Annotated in this window: 21 protein-coding genes; 9 read left to right on the forward strand and 12 right to left on the reverse strand. The window is 59.5% G+C overall.

The genetic code is table 11. The annotated features are described in order from the left end of the window. Nucleotides 1-101 precede the first annotated feature (101 nt). The 3 genes from SH292x_RS03310 (at nucleotide 102) to SH292x_RS03320 (ending at nucleotide 4,120) form a co-directional block, all read left to right on the forward strand. Nucleotides 102-2,306, forward strand: coding sequence for a hypothetical protein (locus SH292x_RS03310; RefSeq protein WP_442484161.1), 2,205 nt, complete (start codon nucleotides 102-104; stop codon nucleotides 2,304-2,306). 141 nt (nucleotides 2,307-2,447) lie between these two features. Then, nucleotides 2,448-2,984, forward strand: coding sequence for a hypothetical protein (locus SH292x_RS03315; RefSeq protein ID WP_442484162.1), 537 nt, complete (start codon nucleotides 2,448-2,450; stop codon nucleotides 2,982-2,984). Nucleotides 2,985-3,082: 98 nt separating this feature from the next. Then, the gene (locus SH292x_RS03320) at nucleotides 3,083-4,120 is read left to right on the forward strand and encodes a hypothetical protein (RefSeq protein WP_442484163.1); all 1,038 of its coding nucleotides are present in this window, start codon (nucleotides 3,083-3,085) and stop codon (nucleotides 4,118-4,120) included. Between the two features lie 551 nt (nucleotides 4,121-4,671). On the opposite strand, the gene SH292x_RS03325 is transcribed toward SH292x_RS03320, so the two are convergent. The 4 genes from SH292x_RS03325 to SH292x_RS03340 form a co-directional block, all read right to left on the reverse strand. Continuing rightward, nucleotides 4,672-5,412 (reverse strand): SDR family oxidoreductase, encoded by a 741-nt coding sequence (locus SH292x_RS03325; RefSeq protein WP_442484164.1) that lies wholly within the window; start codon nucleotides 5,410-5,412, stop codon nucleotides 4,672-4,674. 217 nt (nucleotides 5,413-5,629) lie between these two features. Beyond that, entirely contained in the window at nucleotides 5,630-6,085 is a 456-nt protein-coding gene (locus SH292x_RS03330) for a carboxymuconolactone decarboxylase family protein (protein WP_442484165.1), read from the reverse strand. A gap of 129 nt (nucleotides 6,086-6,214) precedes the next feature. Continuing rightward, a complete protein-coding gene (gene sigJ, locus SH292x_RS03335; protein ID WP_442484166.1) occupies nucleotides 6,215-7,102 on the reverse strand; it encodes an RNA polymerase sigma factor SigJ in 888 nt (295 codons plus the stop codon). 20 nt (nucleotides 7,103-7,122) lie between these two features. After that, nucleotides 7,123-7,560 carry a cupin domain-containing protein gene (locus SH292x_RS03340; RefSeq protein WP_442484167.1) on the reverse strand — a complete coding sequence of 146 codons (438 nt, stop codon included), beginning with the start codon at nucleotides 7,558-7,560 and terminating at the stop codon, nucleotides 7,123-7,125. Between the two features lie 178 nt (nucleotides 7,561-7,738). Between SH292x_RS03340 and SH292x_RS03345 the strand changes: the two genes are divergently transcribed. The 3 genes from SH292x_RS03345 to SH292x_RS03355 all read left to right on the forward strand — a co-directional run bounded on the left by SH292x_RS03345 (nucleotide 7,739) and on the right by SH292x_RS03355 (nucleotide 11,315). Beyond that, on the forward strand, nucleotides 7,739-8,341 hold the full coding sequence (locus tag SH292x_RS03345) for a hypothetical protein (RefSeq protein ID WP_442484168.1): 603 nt from the start codon (nucleotides 7,739-7,741) through the stop codon (nucleotides 8,339-8,341). 283 nt (nucleotides 8,342-8,624) lie between these two features. Further along, nucleotides 8,625-10,292, forward strand: a complete 1,668-nt coding sequence (locus SH292x_RS03350; protein ID WP_442484169.1) for a formylmethanofuran dehydrogenase subunit A — start codon at nucleotides 8,625-8,627, stop codon at nucleotides 10,290-10,292. A 336-nt stretch (nucleotides 10,293-10,628) separates the two neighbouring features. Beyond that, complete coding sequence (locus SH292x_RS03355) at nucleotides 10,629-11,315, forward strand: DUF1963 domain-containing protein (protein WP_442484170.1); 687 nt, start codon at nucleotides 10,629-10,631, stop codon at nucleotides 11,313-11,315. Nucleotides 11,316-11,405: 90 nt separating this feature from the next. Here the strand turns inward: SH292x_RS03355 and mobA are convergent, their stop codons facing one another. Continuing rightward, the gene (mobA, locus tag SH292x_RS03360; RefSeq protein WP_442484171.1) at nucleotides 11,406-12,050 is read right to left on the reverse strand and encodes a molybdenum cofactor guanylyltransferase; all 645 of its coding nucleotides are present in this window, start codon (nucleotides 12,048-12,050) and stop codon (nucleotides 11,406-11,408) included. A gap of 75 nt (nucleotides 12,051-12,125) precedes the next feature. Here mobA and SH292x_RS03365 point away from each other — a divergent pair, with 75 nt between their 5' ends. Continuing rightward, on the forward strand, nucleotides 12,126-12,923 hold the full coding sequence (locus tag SH292x_RS03365) for a formylmethanofuran dehydrogenase subunit C (protein ID WP_442484172.1): 798 nt from the start codon (nucleotides 12,126-12,128) through the stop codon (nucleotides 12,921-12,923). A gap of 19 nt (nucleotides 12,924-12,942) precedes the next feature. On the opposite strand, the gene SH292x_RS03370 is transcribed toward SH292x_RS03365, so the two are convergent. The 6 genes from SH292x_RS03370 to SH292x_RS03395 form a co-directional block, all read right to left on the reverse strand. Then, nucleotides 12,943-14,325, reverse strand: coding sequence for a hypothetical protein (locus SH292x_RS03370; RefSeq protein ID WP_442484173.1), 1,383 nt, complete (start codon nucleotides 14,323-14,325; stop codon nucleotides 12,943-12,945). Between the two features lie 7 nt (nucleotides 14,326-14,332). Beyond that, nucleotides 14,333-14,956 (reverse strand): hypothetical protein, encoded by a 624-nt coding sequence (locus tag SH292x_RS03375; protein WP_442484174.1) that lies wholly within the window; start codon nucleotides 14,954-14,956, stop codon nucleotides 14,333-14,335. A gap of 6 nt (nucleotides 14,957-14,962) precedes the next feature. Continuing rightward, nucleotides 14,963-15,526 carry an RNA polymerase sigma factor gene (locus tag SH292x_RS03380; protein WP_442484175.1) on the reverse strand — a complete coding sequence of 188 codons (564 nt, stop codon included), beginning with the start codon at nucleotides 15,524-15,526 and terminating at the stop codon, nucleotides 14,963-14,965. A gap of 321 nt (nucleotides 15,527-15,847) precedes the next feature. Further along, nucleotides 15,848-17,137 (reverse strand): citrate synthase, encoded by a 1,290-nt coding sequence (locus SH292x_RS03385; protein WP_442484176.1) that lies wholly within the window; start codon nucleotides 17,135-17,137, stop codon nucleotides 15,848-15,850. A 399-nt stretch (nucleotides 17,138-17,536) separates the two neighbouring features. Beyond that, the gene (locus tag SH292x_RS03390; RefSeq protein WP_442484177.1) at nucleotides 17,537-17,884 is read right to left on the reverse strand and encodes a hypothetical protein; all 348 of its coding nucleotides are present in this window, start codon (nucleotides 17,882-17,884) and stop codon (nucleotides 17,537-17,539) included. A 154-nt stretch (nucleotides 17,885-18,038) separates the two neighbouring features. Further along, a complete protein-coding gene (locus SH292x_RS03395; protein WP_442484178.1) occupies nucleotides 18,039-18,161 on the reverse strand; it encodes a hypothetical protein in 123 nt (40 codons plus the stop codon). Between the two features lie 276 nt (nucleotides 18,162-18,437). Between SH292x_RS03395 and SH292x_RS03400 the strand changes: the two genes are divergently transcribed. Beyond that, the gene (locus SH292x_RS03400) at nucleotides 18,438-18,608 is read left to right on the forward strand and encodes a hypothetical protein (protein ID WP_442484179.1); all 171 of its coding nucleotides are present in this window, start codon (nucleotides 18,438-18,440) and stop codon (nucleotides 18,606-18,608) included. Here the strand turns inward: SH292x_RS03400 and SH292x_RS03405 are convergent. Next, entirely contained in the window at nucleotides 18,605-20,056 is a 1,452-nt protein-coding gene (locus SH292x_RS03405; RefSeq protein WP_442484180.1) for a serine/threonine-protein kinase, read from the reverse strand. The genes SH292x_RS03400 and SH292x_RS03405 overlap by 4 nt on opposite strands. A 408-nt stretch (nucleotides 20,057-20,464) precedes the next feature. Between SH292x_RS03405 and SH292x_RS03410 the strand changes: the two genes are divergently transcribed. Further along, on the forward strand, nucleotides 20,465-22,213 hold the full coding sequence (locus SH292x_RS03410) for a hypothetical protein (protein ID WP_442484181.1): 1,749 nt from the start codon (nucleotides 20,465-20,467) through the stop codon (nucleotides 22,211-22,213). Nucleotides 22,214-22,221 lie beyond the last annotated feature (8 nt).

Below are 22,221 nucleotides of genomic sequence, written 5' to 3' on the forward strand. Positions count from 1 at the left end.
CGGCTGCCGTACAACAACCATCTGCACGCCCGCGCGTGCCTACGAGCTTATCACGACGAAACTAAACAGGCCTTAACTCGAATTGCCGAGGATCCGACGCCATGCGATCTCTTCTAGCCCGCTCTGGACGCCTAGCGCTTCCAATACTGATGGTGACGCTGCTAGCAACCGCGCCTCGCGCGCTGGCCGCCGACATGCGCGACCATGCCGAGTCGCTCAAAGCCGTGCCCGCCGACGCCGCGTTCTACGCCGCGTGGCTGAATGGCGAAGAGCAATGGAAGAGCATCACGCAAACCAACGCCTGGAAGAAGCTGATCTCGATTCCCGTCGTCCAGATGGGCTGGATGCAGGTCGAAACGCAGTGGCAGTTCCCCACGCAGCCCGAGCTGGTGCAGTTTAAGAAGTGGTTCGACAGCGAAGAAGGCAAAGATGTCTTCGCCCTCGCCAAGGAAATGGTCGCCCAAGAGTACTTCGTCTGTGGTGATGGCAGCGTCACCACGCTGATGGAGGTGGCCATGCAGATGAACTCAGAGATAAACCGCACGCCTTTCGAGGCCCTGCAGAAGTACGGGAACCCCGAAGCCATTGATGAGAACGAAGTCATCAAGGAAAACATCGTCAAGCTGCTGGAGAAATACCAGGATAAGCTGGACGTCCCCAACATCACCATGGGCTTCCGCATTAAGGACAAGGCCCGCGCGATCCGCGTGCTGGATACGGCCGAAGCTCACTTGCGCAAGCAGCTCGAGAACGAAGACGTCCCAGCGTGGGTGAACGATCAACTGGAGCGCAAGCAAGTGTCGGGCCACGAGATGCTGACGCTCACCGTCACCGGCGATGAGCTCCCCTGGGGCGAGATCGAAGAAGAAATGGCCGACACGCCCGAGTTGTTCGAGTCGGTCAAAGAGATACTGGAAGACAAAGAGATGATCTTGGTCGTCGGCCTGATCGACGACTTCCTAGTTTTTGGTGTAACCAGCACGCTCGACACGTTTGAGGACATCGGCGAAGGCAAGTTGCTGGCCGATAGCAAGGAGTTCAAGCGTCTCAACGCCCACGCCGACGAGGACGTGATCACTCTGAGTTACGTTAGTGGCGCGTTCATGGAGGCCGCCAATTCGCAGGAGCGTTCGTTTGGCGACCTAGCCGTGATGGGCAAAGGCCTACTGTCGATGGGCGACCTGACCGAAGAGGAAACCGAGACGATCGAAAAGGACATCGACCAGTTAATCGTCGAAGTCAAAGCTTTGCTGCCGACCCCTGGTGCCATCGCGTCGGCGACCTTCGCGACCGAACGCGGTTACGAAGCTTTCACTTACAACTACGGCACCATGTCCCCCAGTGCCGACGGCACCAAGCCACTGCCGCTGATTAATCACTTGGGCGAGGACTCGCTCGGCTGGTTCGTCGCTCGGGGCACCCAGTCGGTAGAGGACTACGACCAGTTCGTCGATTGGTGCAAGCGGGCGTTTGGCCATTGGGAAACCATTGGTAAGCGGAAGTCGTCCGAAGAAGATTGGGCCAAGTACGTAGAGGTCCGCGACATCGTGGTGCCGCTGCTGGCCCGCATCGACAAGGCGAACCGCGATCACTTGCTCCCCGGTTTTGCGGATGGCCAAAGCGCGATCGTGTTCGACGCCACCATGACCGACTCGTTGTGGTTCGACCAAATGCCGCTCAGCGAGACACCGTTGCCCATGCCTACGATTGCAATCGCAATGGGGGTGAGCGACGCCGGTGCGGTTCGCGATGGTGCGGTGGAGTACTTCGACGTAATCCAAGCCGCTATTAACGAAGCCCACGAAGCCGACCCCGAGGGAGTCCCGGCTTTGGAGCTGGAGGCCCCGAAGGAATCGACCACCTCGGCCGGCACGATCTATTCCTACGAACTCCCCGCCGAGTGGGGCGTGAACGATCGCATCGCGCCGTGTGCCGGCCTGAGCGATTCGGTATTGATCCTGAGCACGCTACCCGAGCTGAGCGAGAAGCTGATGGCTGGTTCGAAGCCCGAGGTCGATGGCCCTGCCGCCGACTTCGATAAGCCCCTGTTGTGGGCCGCCCACTTCCGGTGCGCAGCGATGTTCGAAACCCTCAAGCCGTGGGCCGATTACGGCATCAAGGTTGCCATCGAGCAAGGGGACGAAGAAGCCCAAAACGCGGTCGCCGCGATTGGCTTTGTCAAACCGCAAGTCGATCAACTGATCGAAGTGCTCCAGTGCCTCCACAGCATCACCGCCACCACCTACCGCGACGGCGACGCCTGGGTGACCCACAGCGAGACGCGAATCATCGACCTCGAAGACTAATCGCCAAGGTCGTTGAGAGACGCAATGAGTTTGGGAACACTAATCGACGCTAATCTTCGCTAATAGGATTGTATTAGTGGGGATTGGCGGAGATTAGTGTTCCTGTATTTGTAGCCGGATTCGCGAGAATTCAGGACACGAATGAAGATTGCCATTCGAAGCTATCTCGCCGGAAGCTATCTGCTTGAGACCGAGCCTCATCAGTGGTCGACTATTGCCATACTCGACTCTTCGATGAAGCATTCAAAGTTCATTGGCGATTACAGCAAGAATCACCTCTATCTCACCTTTGATGACATTGTCCTAAACGAGCTAGGTAAAAAGACTGTGGACGCTTCCCATCTGGAGCGTGCGCTGGCCTTCGCCAAAAACGCCGACAATCTACTTGTGTGTTGTCGCGCTGGGCAATCGAGGAGTGCGGCGACAGCCTTCATACTGAGCTACGCACTTCAAGGGAAGGAATTTGCACTTGCACTACTAAACCCCAAAAGGCACGTCCCGAACTCTTTTGTCGTTGAACAAGGCGCAAGACTACTTGGAAAGCCAGAGATATTACACCTTTTTCAAGCGTGGCGAGACGAGCACCGCAGTGTAAGGCTGGTAGACCACTACGACGAGATCGAAGCGGAAGTGATGGAGTTGGAACGCCAAGGAGCCCAAGATCGCATAACACGGTAGGTGTCGAATTCACGATGGATGTTATCTAAGGAGGAGTGATTAGTGTAGATTAGCGAAGATTAGTGTTCCCGTACTCTCTTCTTTTTCATGCACTTCTCATGCGTTTGTTAACATTAAAGGTGTCCGTTGCTCTGCTGTTCCTAACGCCGTTCGCGTTCGCCCAGCAAACCCCCGCCGATCTCGCCGGCGCTCCGCTCGCGGAAACGCGTCAAACGGCCATTGATACTCGTCCGTTTCATCGACCGCTGGATGCGGCGAAGATTCGGAAGTGGATGGAGATCAGTTCGCGGACGACGATGGAGGAGTTCGAGCTGTTCCTCGCGCCGCTTACCGAGGACGAAGAGCGGCTGGTGTTGAAGCTCGACAAGATGGCGGCACCGATCGTGAATCGGTTGCACTTTGAGGACCTGCGAGCGGTGCTGAAGAGTGGCGAGCTGGCGTCGTTCTACGTCGAAGAGGAACGAGGCAAGCACCTGCAGCACACGACGCCCGCGATTGAAGACGAACTCTACGGGGCGTACGACTGCGTGTTCGCGAGCGTCGGTCCGCCGGATGGTTCGCCGCAGTATGGCGAGGTGATCATCAGGCTCTCGGACGAGATCCGCAAAGGTGCCTGGGCGACACCGTTCAGCGGCATGTATTTTGTGTACGATATCCGGCACCAAGACGCCCGCAAGATGCAGAAGGTGCTGGAGTCGGGAAAGCCACTGCCGACCGATTCCACGAATCCGCTGGCTCTAGGTTTCGACGATCGCTTGCACTTCTCGCACTACGTAGTGGTGGAAGATCATTGGGAGCGGGCGCTCGCCTACCAAGCGATCCTCGTGCTTCGTAACGCAGGCGACTCGGCCGCGGGTGACGCGATCCGCGAGCGATTCTCCCAGATGCTCGACGAAGAAGACGCCGACAAATTCTGGGACCTGTTCATCCCGGCCCGGGACAAAACCCTCACCGGCCCCGAAGCCATCGCGCGGACACCATTCGGTTATCTCGAAGGTAAGTTCGATAATCGCGTGACGATGAAGCACATAACGGCCATCGAAGTCCCGCCGGACAAGCTCGAAGAAGTGCTGGGCTGGCCGGAGGCGAAGCCTTATCGCGAACTGATACGCGCGAAGGCAGCGGACGTGCCGTGATGGTGTAATTGGTCCGACGGACTTGCATTGCCAGATCAAGCAATGGATTCGAATGACGAAGCTTCTCAGCATTCACGGAGTAATTGCCGCGATAGTTGCAGTACTTACGTTCGTTACTCTCAAGCATGAACCCGAGGGAATGGGTTTGGCAGACCTTGTGAGCGACACCACGTCTCTTATTCTGCTGGCCATCGGGACCCTCGTTGCGTTGCCGATGGCCTTTGTCATGCCTCGTCTCAAGGCGGGGTCTATGGGCAAGCTCTGGCGCGTCCCGTCTGGTACGTACCTTATGCCCCGCTGGATAATGTGGCTGGGCATGTCTACCAATCTCGGACAGCTAATCGGCTTGGTTACCTTTGCGGCAGTGCATGAGCCTCGGCTCCTCTGGTTGGGAGCGTCACTCGCGTGTATCTGCGCCGCATTCTGGATCGGTGCTTGGCCACGATTAAGCCGGTCGGCAGGGACCGAATTTACCATGCCTTGGTGGCGGCTTCCGTGACTGGTGTGAGATAGCCGGTATGCGCCAGAAGTCGCACTGCAATATTTCCCACTCAACGTTTCAGCCAGTCCTCAAACCGCGTCGAACCTAATCTCGCAGCTCCAATCGGCGTCAGCGTGTTCTCTTCCAGCGGAGTGCCGAAGTACGTGGCCTTGGGGTCCGCGATCACTTCTCTTGAGTCGTTCTTCGACCCGAGCAGCATGCCGACGAACTCGTTCATGCGAATCCGATCGGGTCCCGCGATGTCGAGCGTGCCATTCACGGGACTCGCAGTGGCCACGTCCGCGAGCAGCGCCGCCACGTCGTCCGACACAATGGGCTGCATGTAGGCGGGCGGCAATCGGACGAAGTTTCCGTCGGTTCCGAACTGGGCGATTCCTTCGATGAACTCGAAGAACTGCGTCGCCCGGACGATGGAGTACGGAATGCCCGACGCCTCGATGAGCTGCTCTTGCACCAGCTTGGCGCGAAAGTAGCCACTCGCTTGCAACTGGTCGGTGCCCACCACCGAGAGCGCGACGTGATGCGTCACGCCGACAGCTTTCTCGGCCTCAAGCAGCGTGCGGCTCGACGTTTCAAAGAAGTGCATCACCGCTGCATCTTCAAACGACGGTGAATTCGCCACATCGACCACGACTTGGGCACCTGCGACTGCTGCGGCGACTCCTTCACCCGTTAAGGCGTTCACGCCCGTGGAGGGGGAAGCGGCGATCACTTCGTGACCACGCTCGCGAAGAAGTGTTACCAGCTTCGTGCCGATTAGGCCGGTGCCGCCTATGACGACGATCTTCATGTTCTGCTCATTACTTCGATGGTGTGTGGATTCGGTAGGGTGGGTAGTTCTGCTGGCGAGGTTTCGTTTGCCATGGTTGAGGCTTTGCCCGCCAGCAGGTTTACCCACCTAAATGGCTGAGGTGAACGGTGGGTGAACCTGTCGGCGGCGGAGCGTTTTTGCAATCCACGGCTCCATACGCCGACAGAACCTCCCACCCTACGGGTACTTACCAACTTTAATGGCGTGGCGGCTGGTATTCACCCGGCGTGGCGTGCAGGGCGATGCTTATGCGGTTCCAGGCGTTGATCGACGCGATGGTCCACGCCAAGTCGTTCATTTCCTCTTCGTTGAAATGCTCGCGGACTTGCTCGTGAACTTCTTCGGGCACCGGCATGTGGGCCACCTTGGTCAGTGTCTCGGCCATCAGCAGACCCGCACGTTCGCGCTCGGTGTAGTAGGGGCACTCCCGCCAAGCCGGCAGGCTGTAGAGCCGCTGTTCGTCTTCGCCGTACGCGCGGGCGTCTTTCCAGTGCATGTCGATGCAGAACGCACAGCCGTTGATCTGGGAGACGTGCAGCTTGATCAACTCGCGCAGCGTTCGCTCGATCGTGCACTTTGCGAGATGCTTCTCCACGCCAAGCATGGCCCGGTAGGCGTCGTTCTTCGTGCGGTCGTAGGTAGCGGTTTCCATTTCAATTCTCCAGCTAAAGGTAGAAGGGCAGCCCGCCCGATAGCAAGCTTGTCCTTGCTTCTGTGCTCTCACCAACAAGGACGCCGGAGCTCCGCGGTTTGTGACCCGGCAGCAAAGATATTCGCGAAACTAGCGAATATCTGTGGCGGACCAGCGAGCTAACTTCTCGGGATTCAGCGTCATGTAGATCGCTTTGATGTCGCCATCGATGGCAAACGACACGACCTGAACCACTTTGCCTTCAAGCGTGAAGACCACACCGAGCGAGCCGTTTACCCGCGCGGCGTGCATCTCGCAGTTGCGCCGCTTCTTGTGGAAGACGCCCGCCAGGAACCTCGCGGTGAGATTCCGCCCGCGAATGACGACGCGGGCCGCCGTCACGCGTCCGCCGCCATCGGAGTGCACCTCGACATCGTCTGTCACCAGCGACTCGATCAATGCCTTGTCCCCCGCCCGGCAAGCGTCCATGAACTGCTCGGCGAGTCGATCGGCCTTGGCGGTATCGGTTTCGAATCTCGGAATACCTTGCTGCAGTCGCGACTTCGCGCGGCTGACGATCTGCCGCACGGCGGGTTCGGTCTTGTCGAGCACCTCGGCGATCTCGCTGTACTCGTAATCGAACACCGACCGCAGCAGAAACGCGGCTCGCTCGATTGGCGAGAGGCGTTCGAGCATCAACAGAAATCCTTGGCTCAACGAGTCCACAAGTTTCCCTTGGTCTACGCCGCTGGTCGTATCGACGGGCTCGGGAACCCACGGTCCGATGTAGGTGCGGCGGCGCTGCGCCGCGCGAAGCTGATCAATGCAACGCCGCGTGGTGGTGCGAATCAAGAAACCCTCGGGCGAGGTCACGCTGTCGGCCGTGTGCAGCCGCAAGTAGGCGTCCTGCACTGCGTCCTCGGCATCGGCGACGCTCCCCAGCATGCGGTACGCGACCGACATCATCCGGGGCCGCAGTTCGTTCAGGTTTTCCATCATCATGCCGAGCACCCTCCAGCCGTAACCGCCACGCCGCATTGTACTTCGATCGTTGCCAACTATTCCATCACGTGCTCGGAAGCCGTTTCAGGGGTCGCGATTTCCTTGGCGTCCCGCGGATGGAGCACTACGGCGATCAGCCGGCAGCGCTCTTTCTTCGAAGGATTCCGCGACACCCTGTGCAAGCATCCCGACGGCTCGTAAAAGGTTTCGCCCGCCTTGAACTTCTTGGTCGGCTTGTCGTCGATGCCCAGCTCGTACTCGCCTTCCAGAACGTAGACGATTCCAGGCCCCGGATGCCGGTGCGCGAGACCACTCTTGCCGGCCTCGATGGTCACCTCGACCACGGTCGCCGCGGCCTCCTCGCCATCGAGTTTCTCGATGATATCTTGCTGCGAAATCACCCGAACCTGCTCGCCATCCTCATGTCCCTTGGCGAGCACGAATCCGGCCACTCCCACCAGTAACAACATCGACCCAACTAGCATCTTTTTCATGGCGATCATCCTCCGCAAGGCTTCGGTGCAGCAGGCAACTCACCCGCTGATACCCATAAGGACGAATGAGGGCGTAGATTTGTGACAGGCCAAGGATTTTGTAGCCGGATTCGCCAGAATTCGGAGAAAACACCCACCGTGCTTGGCCGCCAAGTGTCGCCGAGCTACCTTCAAGGTCATGAAAGACAAGATTCGCCAGTGGTTTGAGCAGCACGACATCAGCCGCGATGACATCAACGATGGTGATTACTACATCCCCGATAGAACTTATCCATTCGATGTCATTCCGCCGAGAGCCGATTCCGAAGCCGTGCTCTACTGCACTAAAAAGAGCTGCCTCCACCGATTTGTAATGTCGCTTGAAAATCCTCCGACCTTCGGTGCGGTAGCGTATGCTGGACTCCCCCCAGAGGACGATATGGGGTGGCTGCACAAACTAGTCGGTTCGCGGCACCTACTATTTTGGGGCGATGCGGACCCCGCCGACCTGTTGGTCTATGCGTGGCTCCGCGAGCTCTTGCCGATCGAACATGTTGGAATGTCGGATCGGCTGCTCGGCGAGTGCAAAGTTGTGGTCAAAGAAAACTATACGATTGAGCTTAGCTCGTTGGAGCGCGCCGCTCTGCCACTCATCGCCGAATGCCTCGGTGATCTGACGAAGCTACTTGGCCCTACGTGTGCGGGACTACTGAGCGCCGGTCGCAAGATCGAGATGGAAGTGCTGCTAGGCTTTCATCAGTGCACTCCGCAAGAGCTGGAGTCGGCGCTGCTTAGAAAATAGCGTCTCAGCAGCATGGTCGAACTCGCTTGCACCCATAGCCGACGACCTACGTGTCGTCGGACGAACCCTGGGAATGGTCTGTCTCAATGGCAAACGAGATCCTTCAGTCGCTTAGGCTCCTTCAGGATGACATGAAGGCTTAAACTCCCTCAGGACGACAAAAGGGATACGGCTCCTTCAGGATGACATAGGGTTGGAGTCTCTCCCATAGCGGCAGAAACCCGGAACTCGTGCGTCCCATCTACACCTTCCCGCCCGCGCGTCCATCGATCAAACTATCTCCATGCCTCACACCACCAAAATCGCCGGCGGAACGGTTTACGATCCTGCGAATGGAATTGATGGGGTGGTGCGCGATCTGTGGTTCGCGGACGGCAAAATCATCGCCGCCCCTACGGGCAAGGACGCGCGGGCCGACAAGGTGATCGACGCGGCCGGGCTCGTCATCATGCCGGGCGGCGTCGACATGCATTGCCACATCGCGGGGCCCAAGGTCAACGTCGGCCGCAAACTGCGCGCGGACGATCGTCGAAGTCCTGCCGAGGCGCTGGAGCGGGCGCGGCTCGCCAATGGTGGCTGGACGCGAAGCGGGACGCTCGGCAGTGTTCCTTCGACGTTCGCCACGGCATACAAGTACGCCGGCCTCGGATACACCGCGGCGTTCGATGCGGCGGTGCCGCCGCTAGGCGCGCGTCAGGCTCATCAGGAACTCGCTGACACGCCATCCATCGATCGCGGCTTCTACACGCTGGTTGGCAACAACCATTACCTGATGGAGCAGATCGCGGCGGGCGAGCCCGAGAACGTCGAGGCGTACCTCGCGTGGCTATTGTCGGCCACCAAAAGCTACGCGCCGAAGCTGGTGAACCCGGGCGGCGTCGAAACTTGGAAGCAGCTTGGTGCCGGTAAGAACACGGGGCTCGATGATCGCGTCCCGACGTTCGACGTGACGCCGCGCGAGATCATCCAAGGGATCACCCGCGCGGCGAACGCGCTGGGACTGCCTCATCCGGTACACATCCACTGCAATCAGCTCGGCATGCCGGGCAACTGGCGGACGACGCTCGAGACGATGAAGTCGCTCGAAGGCCATCAAGGGCATCTCACCCACATTCAGTTTCACAGCTACGGGGGTGGCGAGGGCGAGGAGACTTCGCTCAAGAGCCAGGTCGCCGAACTCGCCGAGTACGTCAACACGCACAAGAACTTGTCGGTCGACGTCGGGCAGGTGCTGTTTGGCAACACGACCAGCATGACGGGCGATGGCCCTTTGGGTTACTACCTGCGAAACATTTACGGCGACCGCTGGTACTCGGCCGACACCGAGGTCGAGGCGGGCTGCGGCGTCATGCCGATCGAGTACAAGAACAAGAACCTGGTCCACGCCCTGCAGTGGGCGATTGGCCTGGAGTGGTACCTGCTGGTCGACGATCCGTGGCGGGTGGTGATGAGCACCGACCACCCCAACGGCGGTTCGTTCCTGGCGTACCCCGAAGTGATCCGCTTGCTGATGGACCGCACGTATCGCCGCGAAGTGATCACCACCTGCCCTCGCGGTTTATTGAAACGATCGAACCTCGCCGACATGGAGCGCGAGTACACGCTGAATGAAGTTGCGATCATCACGCGAGCCGGCCCCGCACGCCTCTTAGGACTCAAACAAAAAGGCCACCTCGCCCCCGGCGCCGACGCCGACATCACGCTCTACACCCCGAGCAAGAACTACGCCGAGATGTTCCAGCTGCCAAGGATGGTGTTCAAGGGTGGCGAGCTACTCGTAGAAAACGGCGAAATCCGCACGGCGACCGTGGGCCGCACGCTGCACGTCGACGTGCCGTACGATGAAGACCGCTTAGCACGTTTGCCGGAGTGGTTTAACTCGCGGTATTCGATGGAGTTTGAGAATTTTGCGATTGGGGCGGAGGAATTAGACGCGGATCGGAGCGGATGAACGCGGATCCGCAGACCTCATTCTTCCGAAACGTAGGCCCATGCGATTCTCCATTACACAAGTTGCCGGCTTAGTGGTTAGCATCGCCCTCTGGGTGACCATTTACTCGTACATTGTCTCGCAATCGAGGACTGCGCCTACTGTCGAAGTACTTGGCCAGGATGGATATGACTACGCCTGGACTTGTATTCGAGCAGGCGGGGTTGCCATGGGGGTGACGAACTTCTTAATTGTGAGTTGGTTCACGAGAAGAAGGGGATGAGTTGGAGGCTGCGCGGACGGGGAAGTTAATCGATGGTACTAGTCCTTGACAAACTTGAGGGAGTGAAGTGAAAGATGCCAACGAAGCAGGTAATTGATTTCATCGAAGCAGGTGTTCCCATAACTGAGTATTCCACCAAATTTGGTGGCCAACCGAACTGGATTGCCCTCCCAGAGTGGCCGCTCAGCAAAGAGACGGGAAATCCAATGCGGTTCATTTGCCAGATCGCCCTTTCCGACGTGACAGGCGTCATCACACCCGCTCGAATGGCATACATCTTCATGACTGACGAGGAGGATGGCGAGTTTGTTGACGGTACTTACGAACCGAATGGTGGCGAAAACGCCATCATTCTCCAACCTGGCTCCAATGAATGTTCGACCGCAGAACTCAAAGTAGGGCCGACTTTATATCGAATGGTAGAAGTTGCGAATTCGGATAGACTTCAGCCAGAACCTTGCGAGTTCGCCGTGTATCGGAGTGCTGTCGAGGATGTCCCGTACATGTCGGAACAGGACCGCTGGAAGTTGCCGGAACACGAACGCAATGCTGCGATGGGTCTTGTGGGAGAGTGTAAGGTCGGTGGAACTCCCGCATTCCTCCAAGGGGATGAGATTCCCTTTGACGATGGCTGGCAATTTCTATGTCAGATCGACTCATGCACTTCACCCTTTTACGTCAACTTTGGTGATGGAGGTGTTGGCTATGCTTTCTTGAATACTGATGGTACCAAGGCGAAGTTCCTATGGCAGTGCGGGTGAATCGATGCCGGCAGATACCTGCGCTGGCCCATAGGCAGCCACCAATCGCGCAAGCCACCTCGCCTGTCCGCCGTAACGGCGCGGAGCCTGTTAGCGGCCTACGTGCTTTCGCGTCTTCGCGTGGACCTCCAACAACTCCTCCAACTCCTCCTGCGTGTTGCAGTTCCGCATACTCACGAGCTCCGGATCCACTGCAGTCAATTCCTCGCGCGACAGATATCGAACATCCAGCTCCGTCACCCAGTCGATCACGCGGCGTTCGCCGCGCGCGAGTCTGGAGTCTGCTACGCTCGCAACCCGCGGTTGATAGACAGCCGTAAGCGGGTAGAGCTGCCCGTTGATCCGTGGTACTACGGCGTCGTGATTGGCGAGTTGCCTGGCGAGGAACTCCGGCACCTCGGGCACGATCAGCGGGGCGTCGCAGGTGGTGACGAACACGGCATCGGCGTCAGCCAGCGCACTGAGTCCCGTGGCGAGTCCTTCCAGCGGTCCGCAGTCTTCTTGGCGATCGAATACGATGCGAACCGGCGATGGCAGCGGCGGCAAGGCTTGCCCGTTCGCCGCGACGCACAGGATGTTCTCCACCGGAATCGTGGCACTCAGTCGCCGCACCACTCGCGCGAGCATCGGCTCGCCGGCGAAGTCGAGCGTCGCCTTGTCGCGACCCATCCTCCGGCTGGTGCCGCCGCAGAGAATGAGGGCGTGGAGGTTCGGGGATTCACGATCGGCAGGCATGTTCCTTATAGTAGTCGATAGGTCCGGCGAGGCGTAGCTCGCCGGCTATTCGTTTCGCCCTTCGACGCTCGCCACTTGCCACTCACGATTCGCCCACGTTCGCTCGACACGATCCCCGTCTCGCTCGCCGGCGTGACGCCCGATGCCCTTGTGGAAAAGTCGCTCGTAGAAATTGAAAAGACCCTGGTGTGGCATGGCAACCGCCAAGTGCCGCTCGCCGAGCTGTTTCAGGTCTCGGGCACCGTCGGCGACTTAGTTTTGCAACTCGAAGGCGACTTCAGCTACGTCCATCACATCGGCGCTGGCATTTCGCAGGGCGAAATTCGAGTCGAAGGCAACGTCGGTCGTCACGCGGGGCAGGGGATGCGCGGCGGGTCGCTGGTGATCGAAGGCTCGGCCGGCGACTGGCTCGGTAGCGAGATGCGCGGCGGGCGGATCGAAGTGCAGGGCGACGCCGCGAACCACGTTGGCGGTTCGCTCGCGGCGTCGAAGGTCGGCATGCGTGGCGGGCAGATCACGGTGCATGGCAGCGTCGGCACCCACGCCGGCGAGCGAATGCGCCGCGGATCGATCGTCGTACTCGGCGACTGCGGCGAATGGCCCGGCTACCAAATGCGAGCCGGCACCATCGTCATCTGCGGCGAGTGCGGCCCCCACCCCGCCGCCGGCATGCGCCGCGGGACGCTGATCTTGCTGGGCGAAACGCCGACGCTGCTCCCGACGTTTCGTTACGCCTGCGACTATTCACCGCAAGCCTTGGGGCTTGTGTTCAAAGAGTTAGAGCTCGATCGCGAAGTCCCGGGGAGCGTCGAGCTCTACAACGGCGACCTCCTCGAAGGAGGCCGCGGCGAAGTGCTGATCGCGAAGCGGTAGTCAACACATCCATGTGAACTCATTCCCCCCAAAGCCGAACTTCAAACTCTTGGCTCTGAGGTTTATCTAGCAACATCTCCACGTCGATGAGCTCTTGCTGAACGCGCTCCAATTTCGCTTCGAGTAGCTGAACTTGGCGATCGGTGGCTTTTCGCTGGAGTTCGATCAAGCTCGCGCTGCGAATGCTTTGGGCGACACTCTCTAGTTCGATGTCGATTGCCTCGCTGCGGGCGGCAGCGGTATCGGATTGAATGGCCAATTGCGATAGCATGCCATTGAGCGATTGTAGCTGTGTCCCGAATTGGGCCTGGGTAAGTTCTTCCTTCTTTCGCAAGTATTCGATCTTACCTTCCATCGCGGCGTGCTCGGCACTTCCAAGTATGTCTTGATTGGGTAGCTGGGCGTGCGCGAGCTGATTCCTGGCGTCGCGTAGTTGCTCTAGCGCCTGTTGCGTCTTTGACGGCCCAGGTGAAGGTGAATCGTCCGACGTCGATTTTGTCGCCTCGTCCTGCACGGTGCGTTCTAACTGTTCAATCTGTTTCTCCAGCTCTTCCACTTTGGCTGAATGTGCCCTCGCATTGTGACGAAGTCTTAAGAGTGCTTCATGACGGGAAGCGGCCGCGGCCTTCAGTTCCTCCAGGAGCGGCGTCGTGGCACCCGTATCCGTTTGCTGTCGAAGCACTTCGATTTGCTTCTCCACCGCTTGCCGTTCCGCATCGATGTTGAGGAGGGTGAGGCGATCCTCGCGGCGGCGCTTGTCCAGATATAGATAGTGTTTTCTTAATTCCTCGCTACTGACGAGTTCGTCCTCCGCCAGAAGAGTTTTCTGAAAACCGTAGATTTCCTCCGTGAGGGTAGCTGACCGCTCATTGAGGGCCGCGTGTCGCGTTCTTAAATCCCTAGCTCGTTGATCTACTTGCTTATCGAGTTGCTTTTGCACTCGCTGGCGAAGCATATCGACTACAACCTTAGGAGCTTCTGAGGCGAGCTTAGCTTGCAACTCTTCGGATGGATCGACGAACATGAGGACAAGCGAACCGACCCGAGAGTCGCCGTTTCGTCCACCGGATATGTAGGCGAAGTGTGGGCCGGGGTATCGGTGCAGGTTAACTTCCTCACCCAGGGTTTCTTTCAGTTTGGCCCCCGCCTCCGCGATAAAGGAACTTGTGAACAAGGCGTTGAGCGACCCATCGTCGAGCGGAAAAGCCGAAGTGTCACCTGTCACCAATACTGACGTGGTCACCATGACGGAGTTTTCGGGCAGTCCTCCTCCGAACTGGGCCACGACGTGACCTGTGGGAGCTAGGGCGAGAACAAGAAGAGCCACTGAGAGCTTGGAAGCGTACGACATAGGGAAGTTCCTCAGGAGGAGGCGGTTCGGTCTATGGGGAATCCGTTGCAAGTAGCAACTATTGGGTAGCAAAGTTCGTCAGCGCAAGTCGCGCTTCGTCGCCCCAAGGCGTACCGGCGTACGACTTGGCGATCTGGCGATACGAGTCGGCTGCCCGATCGGGGGCGATCTTGGCGTCCTGCCGTGCGAGTTCGAGCCGCAGCGCGCCCGAACGAAACCATGCCCGCTCCCAGGCGAGCGCGGCGTCGCTAGCCGCGGCGTGGTTCTCGAGCTCTGCGAGTTCAATTCGGAGTTTCTCGCGATACGCGGGGTCGTTGTGGGAGGAATGCTTCATCGCCGAAATAAGATCGTAAGTTGGTGCCGGTGAGTCTGCGATCTGTGCTTGCAACTGCGCTACTTCCGACTCAATCTCCGCAATCGCCGCCGAGAGTTCCTCCATGGACGTCTCCTCCGCGGTTGGCATCGCCACTTGCTCTGTCGAACTCGGCCAGAAGCGAACGCTCGTGATCAATGCCACTATCACCGTGGCAGCCAAGACAGTTCGCGTCGCGGTACGCTTGCGCCGCCGCTCGGCGACCGCTGTGAGCAGCCGACCCGCATCGAGCGGCATGGTGACTTGCGGTGTCGATATCGCGTCGGCTTCGCGAAGCAGTTGCGTAAGTTGTTGGTCCGTGGGAGTCATTGCTAGTTAATCGTGAAAGAGCGTGGGGTCGATGCGTTCGCGGAGTTGTGCCCGGGCGCGGCTAAGTCGCGTTGCCGCCGCACCTGCGGTGATGCCGAGTGCTTGGGCCGCTTCGTCGATGGTGAGTTCTTCAAGGTAGTGCAGCACCACGATCTCGCGGCTGACGGTTGGCAAGCGGGCAATCGCGTCGCGGACTTGCTGGGCCGATTCGCTGGTGGTCGCCCGAGTGTCGGCTGGACCTGTGGGCTGCGATGGGTTCTGGTTCTGCCACCAGCCGAGCAGTAGCTTCCGCCGTCGCTGTTTGCGGAGGTACGCCCGGCACTGGTTGAGCGTGATGCTGGTGAGCCAAGTCTTAAGGGTGGAAGTCTGTTGAAACTGGTTTCGTTTTTCGATCGCGCGGAGGAACACTTCCTGCACCAAGTCGTCCATCGCCAGTTGGTGGTCGCCGCCGAGCATGCGAGCCGCGAGTCGAACGACGCTCGGTTGATGCAGTTCGATCACCTCGGCGATGCAGGCGTTATCGCCCGCCGCAAACCGCGCTGCCAGCTCGCTGTCGGTGGAGTTGGCCATGGCAGCGGCGGGGCAAGGTTTCGTACGCCCGTCCTCCGCAGCGGTTGCTGGCCCCGCCCGACGGTGGATGGCGACTGTGTCCGTCATTTCCCTATTAGATGCGCCAGGGTTCGATGGCTTACCGACATTCGTACCGTTATACGAAAAAAGCCCCGACCAGGCTTGGTCGAGGCTCTTCGAGGTTCATTGTACAACCATACTCCGTATGGTTATTTGGCTAGCAAACCATTCCATGTCAGGGATGCGGAGGCTAGCTCCGAATCGAGCTTATTCGAGTGGCAAGCTTCTTTCATGGTTCTCTCCATACGGAGTATGGAGGTACTATGATCGCTTTTCGATCGGGACGAAGTTCCGCTCGGTTTCGCCCGTGTAGATCTGGCGAGGGCGGCAGATTCGCTTCTCGGGGCTGGTTCGCATTTCGATCCAGTGGGCGAGCCACCCAGGCAGGCGGCCCATCGCGAACAGCACGGTAAACATGTTCGACGGGATACCCATCGCGCGGTACAGCACGCCCGAGTAGAAGTCGACGTTCGGGTAGAGGTTGCGATCGATGAAGTACTGATCGGTCACCGCCACGCGCTCCAGTTCCTGGGCAATCGGGAAGATCGGGTCTTCGATCTTCAGTTTCGCCAGCACCTTCTTGCACGCGGCCTCGACGATTTTCGCCCGCGGGTCGTAGCTCTTGTAAACACGGTGGCCGAAGCCCATCAGGCGGAAGTTGTTTTCTTTCTTGCGAGCCATCTCGACGTACTTGGCGACATCGCCCCCGTCGGCGTGGATCATCTCGAGCATGTTGACGCACGCCTCGTTCGCCCCGCCATGCAGCGGGCCCCACAGCGCGGCAACACCCGCCGAAATCGACGCGTACAGATTCGCATCGCTCGAACCGACCATGCGGACGGTCGAGGTGCTGCAGTTCTGTTCGTGGTCGGCGTGGACGATCAGCAACATGTCGAGCGCTTCGGCCAGCTCGTCGGCGATCTCCAGCGGCTTGTCGGGCTGGCTGAACATCATGTGCAGGAAGTTGCGGCAGTAATCGAGGTCCTTGGTGGGCTCGACGAAGTCCTGCCCCGTCGTCCGGCGATAAGCATAAGCCGCGATGGTTGGCATCTCGGCCAATAGCCGCGCAGAAGCTTCTGCCACCTGCTTTGGGTCGGCCGGATCGATGCGTTCCAGGTGATGCGCGCTGAGGCCGGCAACGGCGGCCATCACGATGGCCATCGGGTGGGCTTGTTGTGGGAAGCTTGCGATCAACTTAACGATCGCCGGCGGAATCGTTCGCTCGAAACGCATGGTCGATTGCATTTCGGTGAGCTGCGTTTGGGTGGGCAGCTCGCCGTGCATCAACAAGTGAGCGATTTCAATGAAGTCGGCATGCTCGGCGAGTTGCTCGATCGGATAGCCTCGGTAACGCAGCACACCTTCTTCGCCATCGAGGAAGGTAATGGCGCTGGCCGTGCTGCCGGTGTTGACGTAACCCTCGTCAAGCGTGATGCAGCCGGTCGAGGCGCGGAGCTTGGAGATATCGAGCCCCACTTCGTTCTCGGTGCCGACCAAGATGGGTAGTTCGATCTCTTTGCCGTTAACGGATAGCTTCGCCGCCTCGCTCATCGAGGACTCCCTGATTGATTGCTGTATTGTCGTCTGTGTGCCCGACCAGTTCCGAATGGTCGAGCGACCTCGGGCGAAGTGGCACCCCTCGAACCACTTTGAACCTTGTCATCGCAGTGTACCGGCCCACGCCCCGCGCAGCAATCGGCGCTTGATTTTCCGAGAAAATACCGGCGACAGAGCGTCGCGAGCAGGGGGCCAAATCAGATGGCTGATGCCGGCCGGCGAGGTTCGCTCGCCAGCCGGCTATCAAGCCGATCGTGGCCAAGTGGTAAGCCGAACAAGCATTGCCCCCGATTTCGCCGCACGTCGACAACAATCGTCCTGCTAGCGCCGAATTCTGCTGGCGATAGGTGCGGTTATACCGTTTGGCGAGCGCCTGCCGCGCGAGACCAGCGGCTACGCTGGTCGCCGCAACGCCTGACACTGCCCGCGGGCCACCGTGTTGAGCGGGCAGGTCTCGCCCCAACCGCGAAACCGGCGGTAGCGTTGCGCCCGGCACGCAACGCAGGGAAGCACCACGCGGCTACCACAATTCGGACACCGTCCGATGTTCGCCGCGGGTTCGTACACTAGCGATTCGCTCCGCGAGGCATCCTGGCGACGATCGGCCCGCCGTCGACCTCGGGCCACGAGCGACACCGTCCGCGGACTAACGCCCGCGCGCGTGGCGATGTCGCGGTAGCTCGATTCTTCGTTGCTGCTGATAAGGTGCTGAATGTATTCGATTTGCGCAGGAGTAAGCATGGCACTCGTTCGAAAAGGAAAACAAGAAAAACAGGGCGAGCGGGTGAGCGTAAGGGCCGTGGTGCGTATCACTAGTTGAAAGTTGAAAGTTGAAAGTTGAAAGTTGAAAGTTGAAAGTTGAAAGTTGAAAGTTGAAGTCCACCTCAAATCACAGCTAGTCCTCCTCCTCGTCGTCGCACGGTTCGCACCAGAAATCCCCCTCATCTGGCAGAGGTTCTCCTTCGTCATCGGGGAGGAAAACATCCCAGGCTTGGTCGGGAATAGAACGTGCGTGCATTGTGTGGTTATGTTCACTATTCATGCCACGAAGTTAACACAGGTACAGCGCGCTTTCTAGTCACAATCCGAAAAATTTGTGTACTTTTCGTGTGCCGACTTTTCGGACGTTTTTACCCAATCCAATCCACCTAAGCGGCATAGATGGCAATCTCAAGGAGGCACTGAAGACAGCTGGCCAGACGGGCCGAAGAAACTGCTGATGGCATGGAATGCCTCCCCGCCAAGCGCACCACGGAAGCGTGCCCGCCCCGCCGCACCCTCCCTGGATTCCACCATGCCCTTCGACCTGCACCTATCGGTCCTTGGCACGTGCTTTATCTGTGCCTGGGTGTTCATTGGCGGAATGATGGTCCGCGATTCGCTCGACCACGCTCGGCGATTAAGATTTGACCCGCCAAGCGAGCCCTCGGCACCGCATTCGCGCGAGAAACTGAAGGCGACTTAGAGCTTGAGCCCGCGGTACCGCTCCACCAACTCCGGGTCGGTCAGCATGTTCTCGATATCTGTTGGCGTGACCAACGCCTTGTAGCGCTGCGCCTCGGTCGTGTTGCCCAGTTCGGTGTAGGCCACTGTGAGGGCGACATTGGCGAAGGTCCGCGTGGCGGTTTTGCTCTCCGCGACGTTCGCCAGCTCGATGAGGTAGGGTAACGCGGCCTCGTAGTTCTCGGCAGCCAAGTAGTACCGTGCGAGGCCCTTCTTCGCTTCGTCGGTGAAAAACGCATCGGCAGTCGGAAACCGGTCCAGCACCGCGTTCCATCCTGCAGGGGTGTTGACCATCTTGGCATGCCAAAACTGTTGCTGCGGAGTGTCGTAGGCAAGCATCGGGAGTTCGTTATTGGCGAGCACGTAGGGCCTTCTCGCCGCTCCGGCAACCAACGCACCCACAATCACTGCCCCGGCCAAGCCAGCGAACAACCAGCGACGATTCGTCTTCGGCAGTTGCAGCATCCGCGTGCCACGCATCAATTGATCGAGTTCTCCGGTGGCGGGAATCGAATTGCCACCGTAGGACGAGAGGTCGGTGAGCGACCAATTCTCCGGTCCTTCGGCCCACCCTTCGGCGGCGGCTTGCTTGGCGAGTAGGCGCAGTTCGCGCATCAGTTCGATTGGATCGGCGTAGCGATCTTCCGGTCGCTTGGCCATCATCCGTTCGACCACCGCGACGAGCGCCGCGGGTGTTTCCGATGCCCGCTCAGCGAGCGGCGGTGCCTGCTTGTTGATGTGCTGCACGGCGACAGCGAGTGGCGTCTCGCCCTGGAACGGTGGCTCGCCGGCCAGCATGTGATAGGCCGTGATGCCAAGCGAGTAGATGTCGCTGCGACTATCGATCGGCCGGCCTTCGATCTGCTCGGGGCTCATGTAAAGCGGTGTGCCCATCGTCACGCCAGCCTGCGTGCGATTCGTCTCGTCGGTCGTGACGCGCGCCAGGCCAAAGTCTGCGACCTTCACTTCGCCGTTGCGGGCGAGCATGATGTTCTCGGGTTTCACGTCGCGATGCACGATTGATCGCTCATGCGCCTTCGACAGCGCGGCGGCCACTTGGCGGAGGATGTCGAGCGTTCGCGCGGCGTCGGCCTGGCCGTTGCGGTGGATCCACTCGGCAAGGTTCTGCCCCGCGACGTACTCCTGGGCGATGAAGTGCGAGCCGTTGGACTGGCCGACCTCATAGACTTGCACGATGTTCGCATGCACGAGCGCCGCCGCCGAGCGGGCTTCGTGCTTGAAGCGTTCGACGTACGCGGGCTGGGAGGCCAGCTCGCTTGATAGCACCTTGAGCGCCACCTGCCTGGCGAGCGACTGCTGTTCGGCCAGGTAAACATCGGCCATCGCCCCGCGGCCTAGCCGGCGGAGCACCCGATAGTCGTTCAGCAGCGTGCCAGTAAGATCGGACAAAGGCGGAGGGAAGATAACGTAGGGCAGGGGGGTGTTTTTCGACGAGTCGCCTACCGTGGCCTCGTGCCTCGCCGAAGTGCAAGCTCCCCCATTCTATCCAAAACCGGCTGCTTGCGTCAGAACAGTCGTCCCTTGCCCAGCTTCCCTAGGAATAATTGCTTCCATTTCAGGGGAACTTCTCCGGCAGGCCGTCCGTCTAACTGGCAGCTTGTTGTTAGGGAAACTAGCGATAGCGGCCGGCCAAAAATGCTGAAACTTTTAACCGTTCGCGATGGTATTTAGACCAAGAAGCGGAGATAATCGCCGAATGGTTATCGGGCACTCCGCCCGGGCGGGGACCTATTCCTACTCTTAGTCCTGCTGACTATTTCTTTCTAAACAGGGAGGCACACTGGCATGCCACGGAACATGAAATCGCTGTTATTGGCGGTCGTCGGATTGGTTGCGATAACTGGCCTGGCGCTGGCGATCGAGGTCGCCCAAACGCCCGATACCCAGACGCCCGACACCAAGCCGGCCGTTGTCGCTGCCGAAGAGGCACTGCCACCCGCCCCGGTGGTGAAATGCACCGACGCTAAGTGCGAGGCTTGCGAAGCCGGCACCTGCACCGACCCCAAGTGCCCCGCCAAGTGCTGCGAAGACGCCGCCAACGTAGCGACAGCGGTCGTGAAATGCGAGGCATGTGAGAACGGCACCTGCGATGCCGAGAACTGCCCGCTAAAGGCCGCCGCCGCGGCGGTGGTTGCCGAGGGTGGCCAGCCAGTGATCTCGTCGACCGAGACCGAAGCCGAGCTCGCAACCCCCACGCACAAGCAAACCAAGATCATCGCCGCCAACCAAGAAGGCCTGCCAAACACCACCGTCAACTGCTTTACGATGACCCGCGATGGTCGCCTGCTCGCAGGTTGCGGTACCAGTGACAAGGATGGCCAGGTTCGCGTGTTCGACGCCGATGGCGAGTACGTCGAGACTTGGTCGACCCCGGTGCAGGTCGAAGCGATCAACATCCGGTCGACCGACGGCATGGTGTTTGTCGCCGGCGGCGGACGACTGGTGAAGCTCGACGAATCGGGCAATCTAGTCGCCAACGAGCCGTCGCCGCACGCCACGGTGACCAAGGAACAAGCCGCGAAGATGCGCGAAGCGGTGATCGTTCAGATGAAGTCGCAAGCCGAAATGTACAAGCGGCAAGCCAAAATCTACGAGCAGCAAATCGAATTGATCGGTGGTCAAATCGAGAAGCTGCAAACCACGCTCGCCGAACTTCCCGCGGACGAGTCGGCCGATGAAGAATCGGAGGACGATCGTACCCGCAAGATGCTTGAAACACAGATCACACAGCTCGAACGCAGCAAGACGAGCCTCGAGCGAACCCAGAAGCTGTGGAACGAGCGCATCGCCCAGATGGACGACGCCGAGCCCTCGGACGAAGAGATTCAGGCTCAACTCGATTCGCAAATCGCTCGCAAGCTGGGCGTCGCCTCGATCAGTGCCGTGGGCGACACCGTGTTCGTCGCTTGCCCATCGTCGGTTGGCTACGGCTACAGCGTTTGGAAGATCGACGAAGAATTCAAGGCGGGCGAAGAGATCGTCGCCGACTTGAGTGGTTGCTGCGGCCAAATGGACGTCCAGGCCAACGACCAAGGCATCTACGTCGCCGAGAACTCGAAGCACCGCGTGGTTTGCTTCAACTACGAGGGGGACGAAGTCACCCACTGGGGCGAGTCGGATCGCGATGGCTACCGTGGCTTCGGAAGCTGCTGCAACCCGATGAACGTTGCGTTCGGTCCCGAAAGCACCGTCTACACCGCCGAGAGCGGCACCGGGCGCATCAAGCAGTACAGCTCGAAGGGCGAACTGCTGCAAGTCGTCGGCACCGCCGACCTCGTGCCTGGCTGTAAGAAGGTCTCGATCGGCGCGACCAGCGATGGCAGCCGAGTCTTCATGCTCGACATCACTCGGAATCACATCGTGATGATGGAACGAATTCCGGAGGAAGAGCGTGCCGAGATGGTTGCCAAGACCAAGGCCGGCGAAGTCCCTGCGAATGCTGCGGACGAAGCGGCGACCACCACCACAAGCACCACGATGCGAGCCATCAGCGCGCCGCTGCGGGTGCTGATGTCTCCGCTACAGAAGAAGGCCGAGGCCGAATAGGCCGTTCT

It is taken from the genome of Aeoliella fuhlenseeensis, assembly GCF_052161615.1.
Classification (GTDB): Bacteria; Planctomycetota; Planctomycetia; order Pirellulales; family Lacipirellulaceae; genus Aeoliella.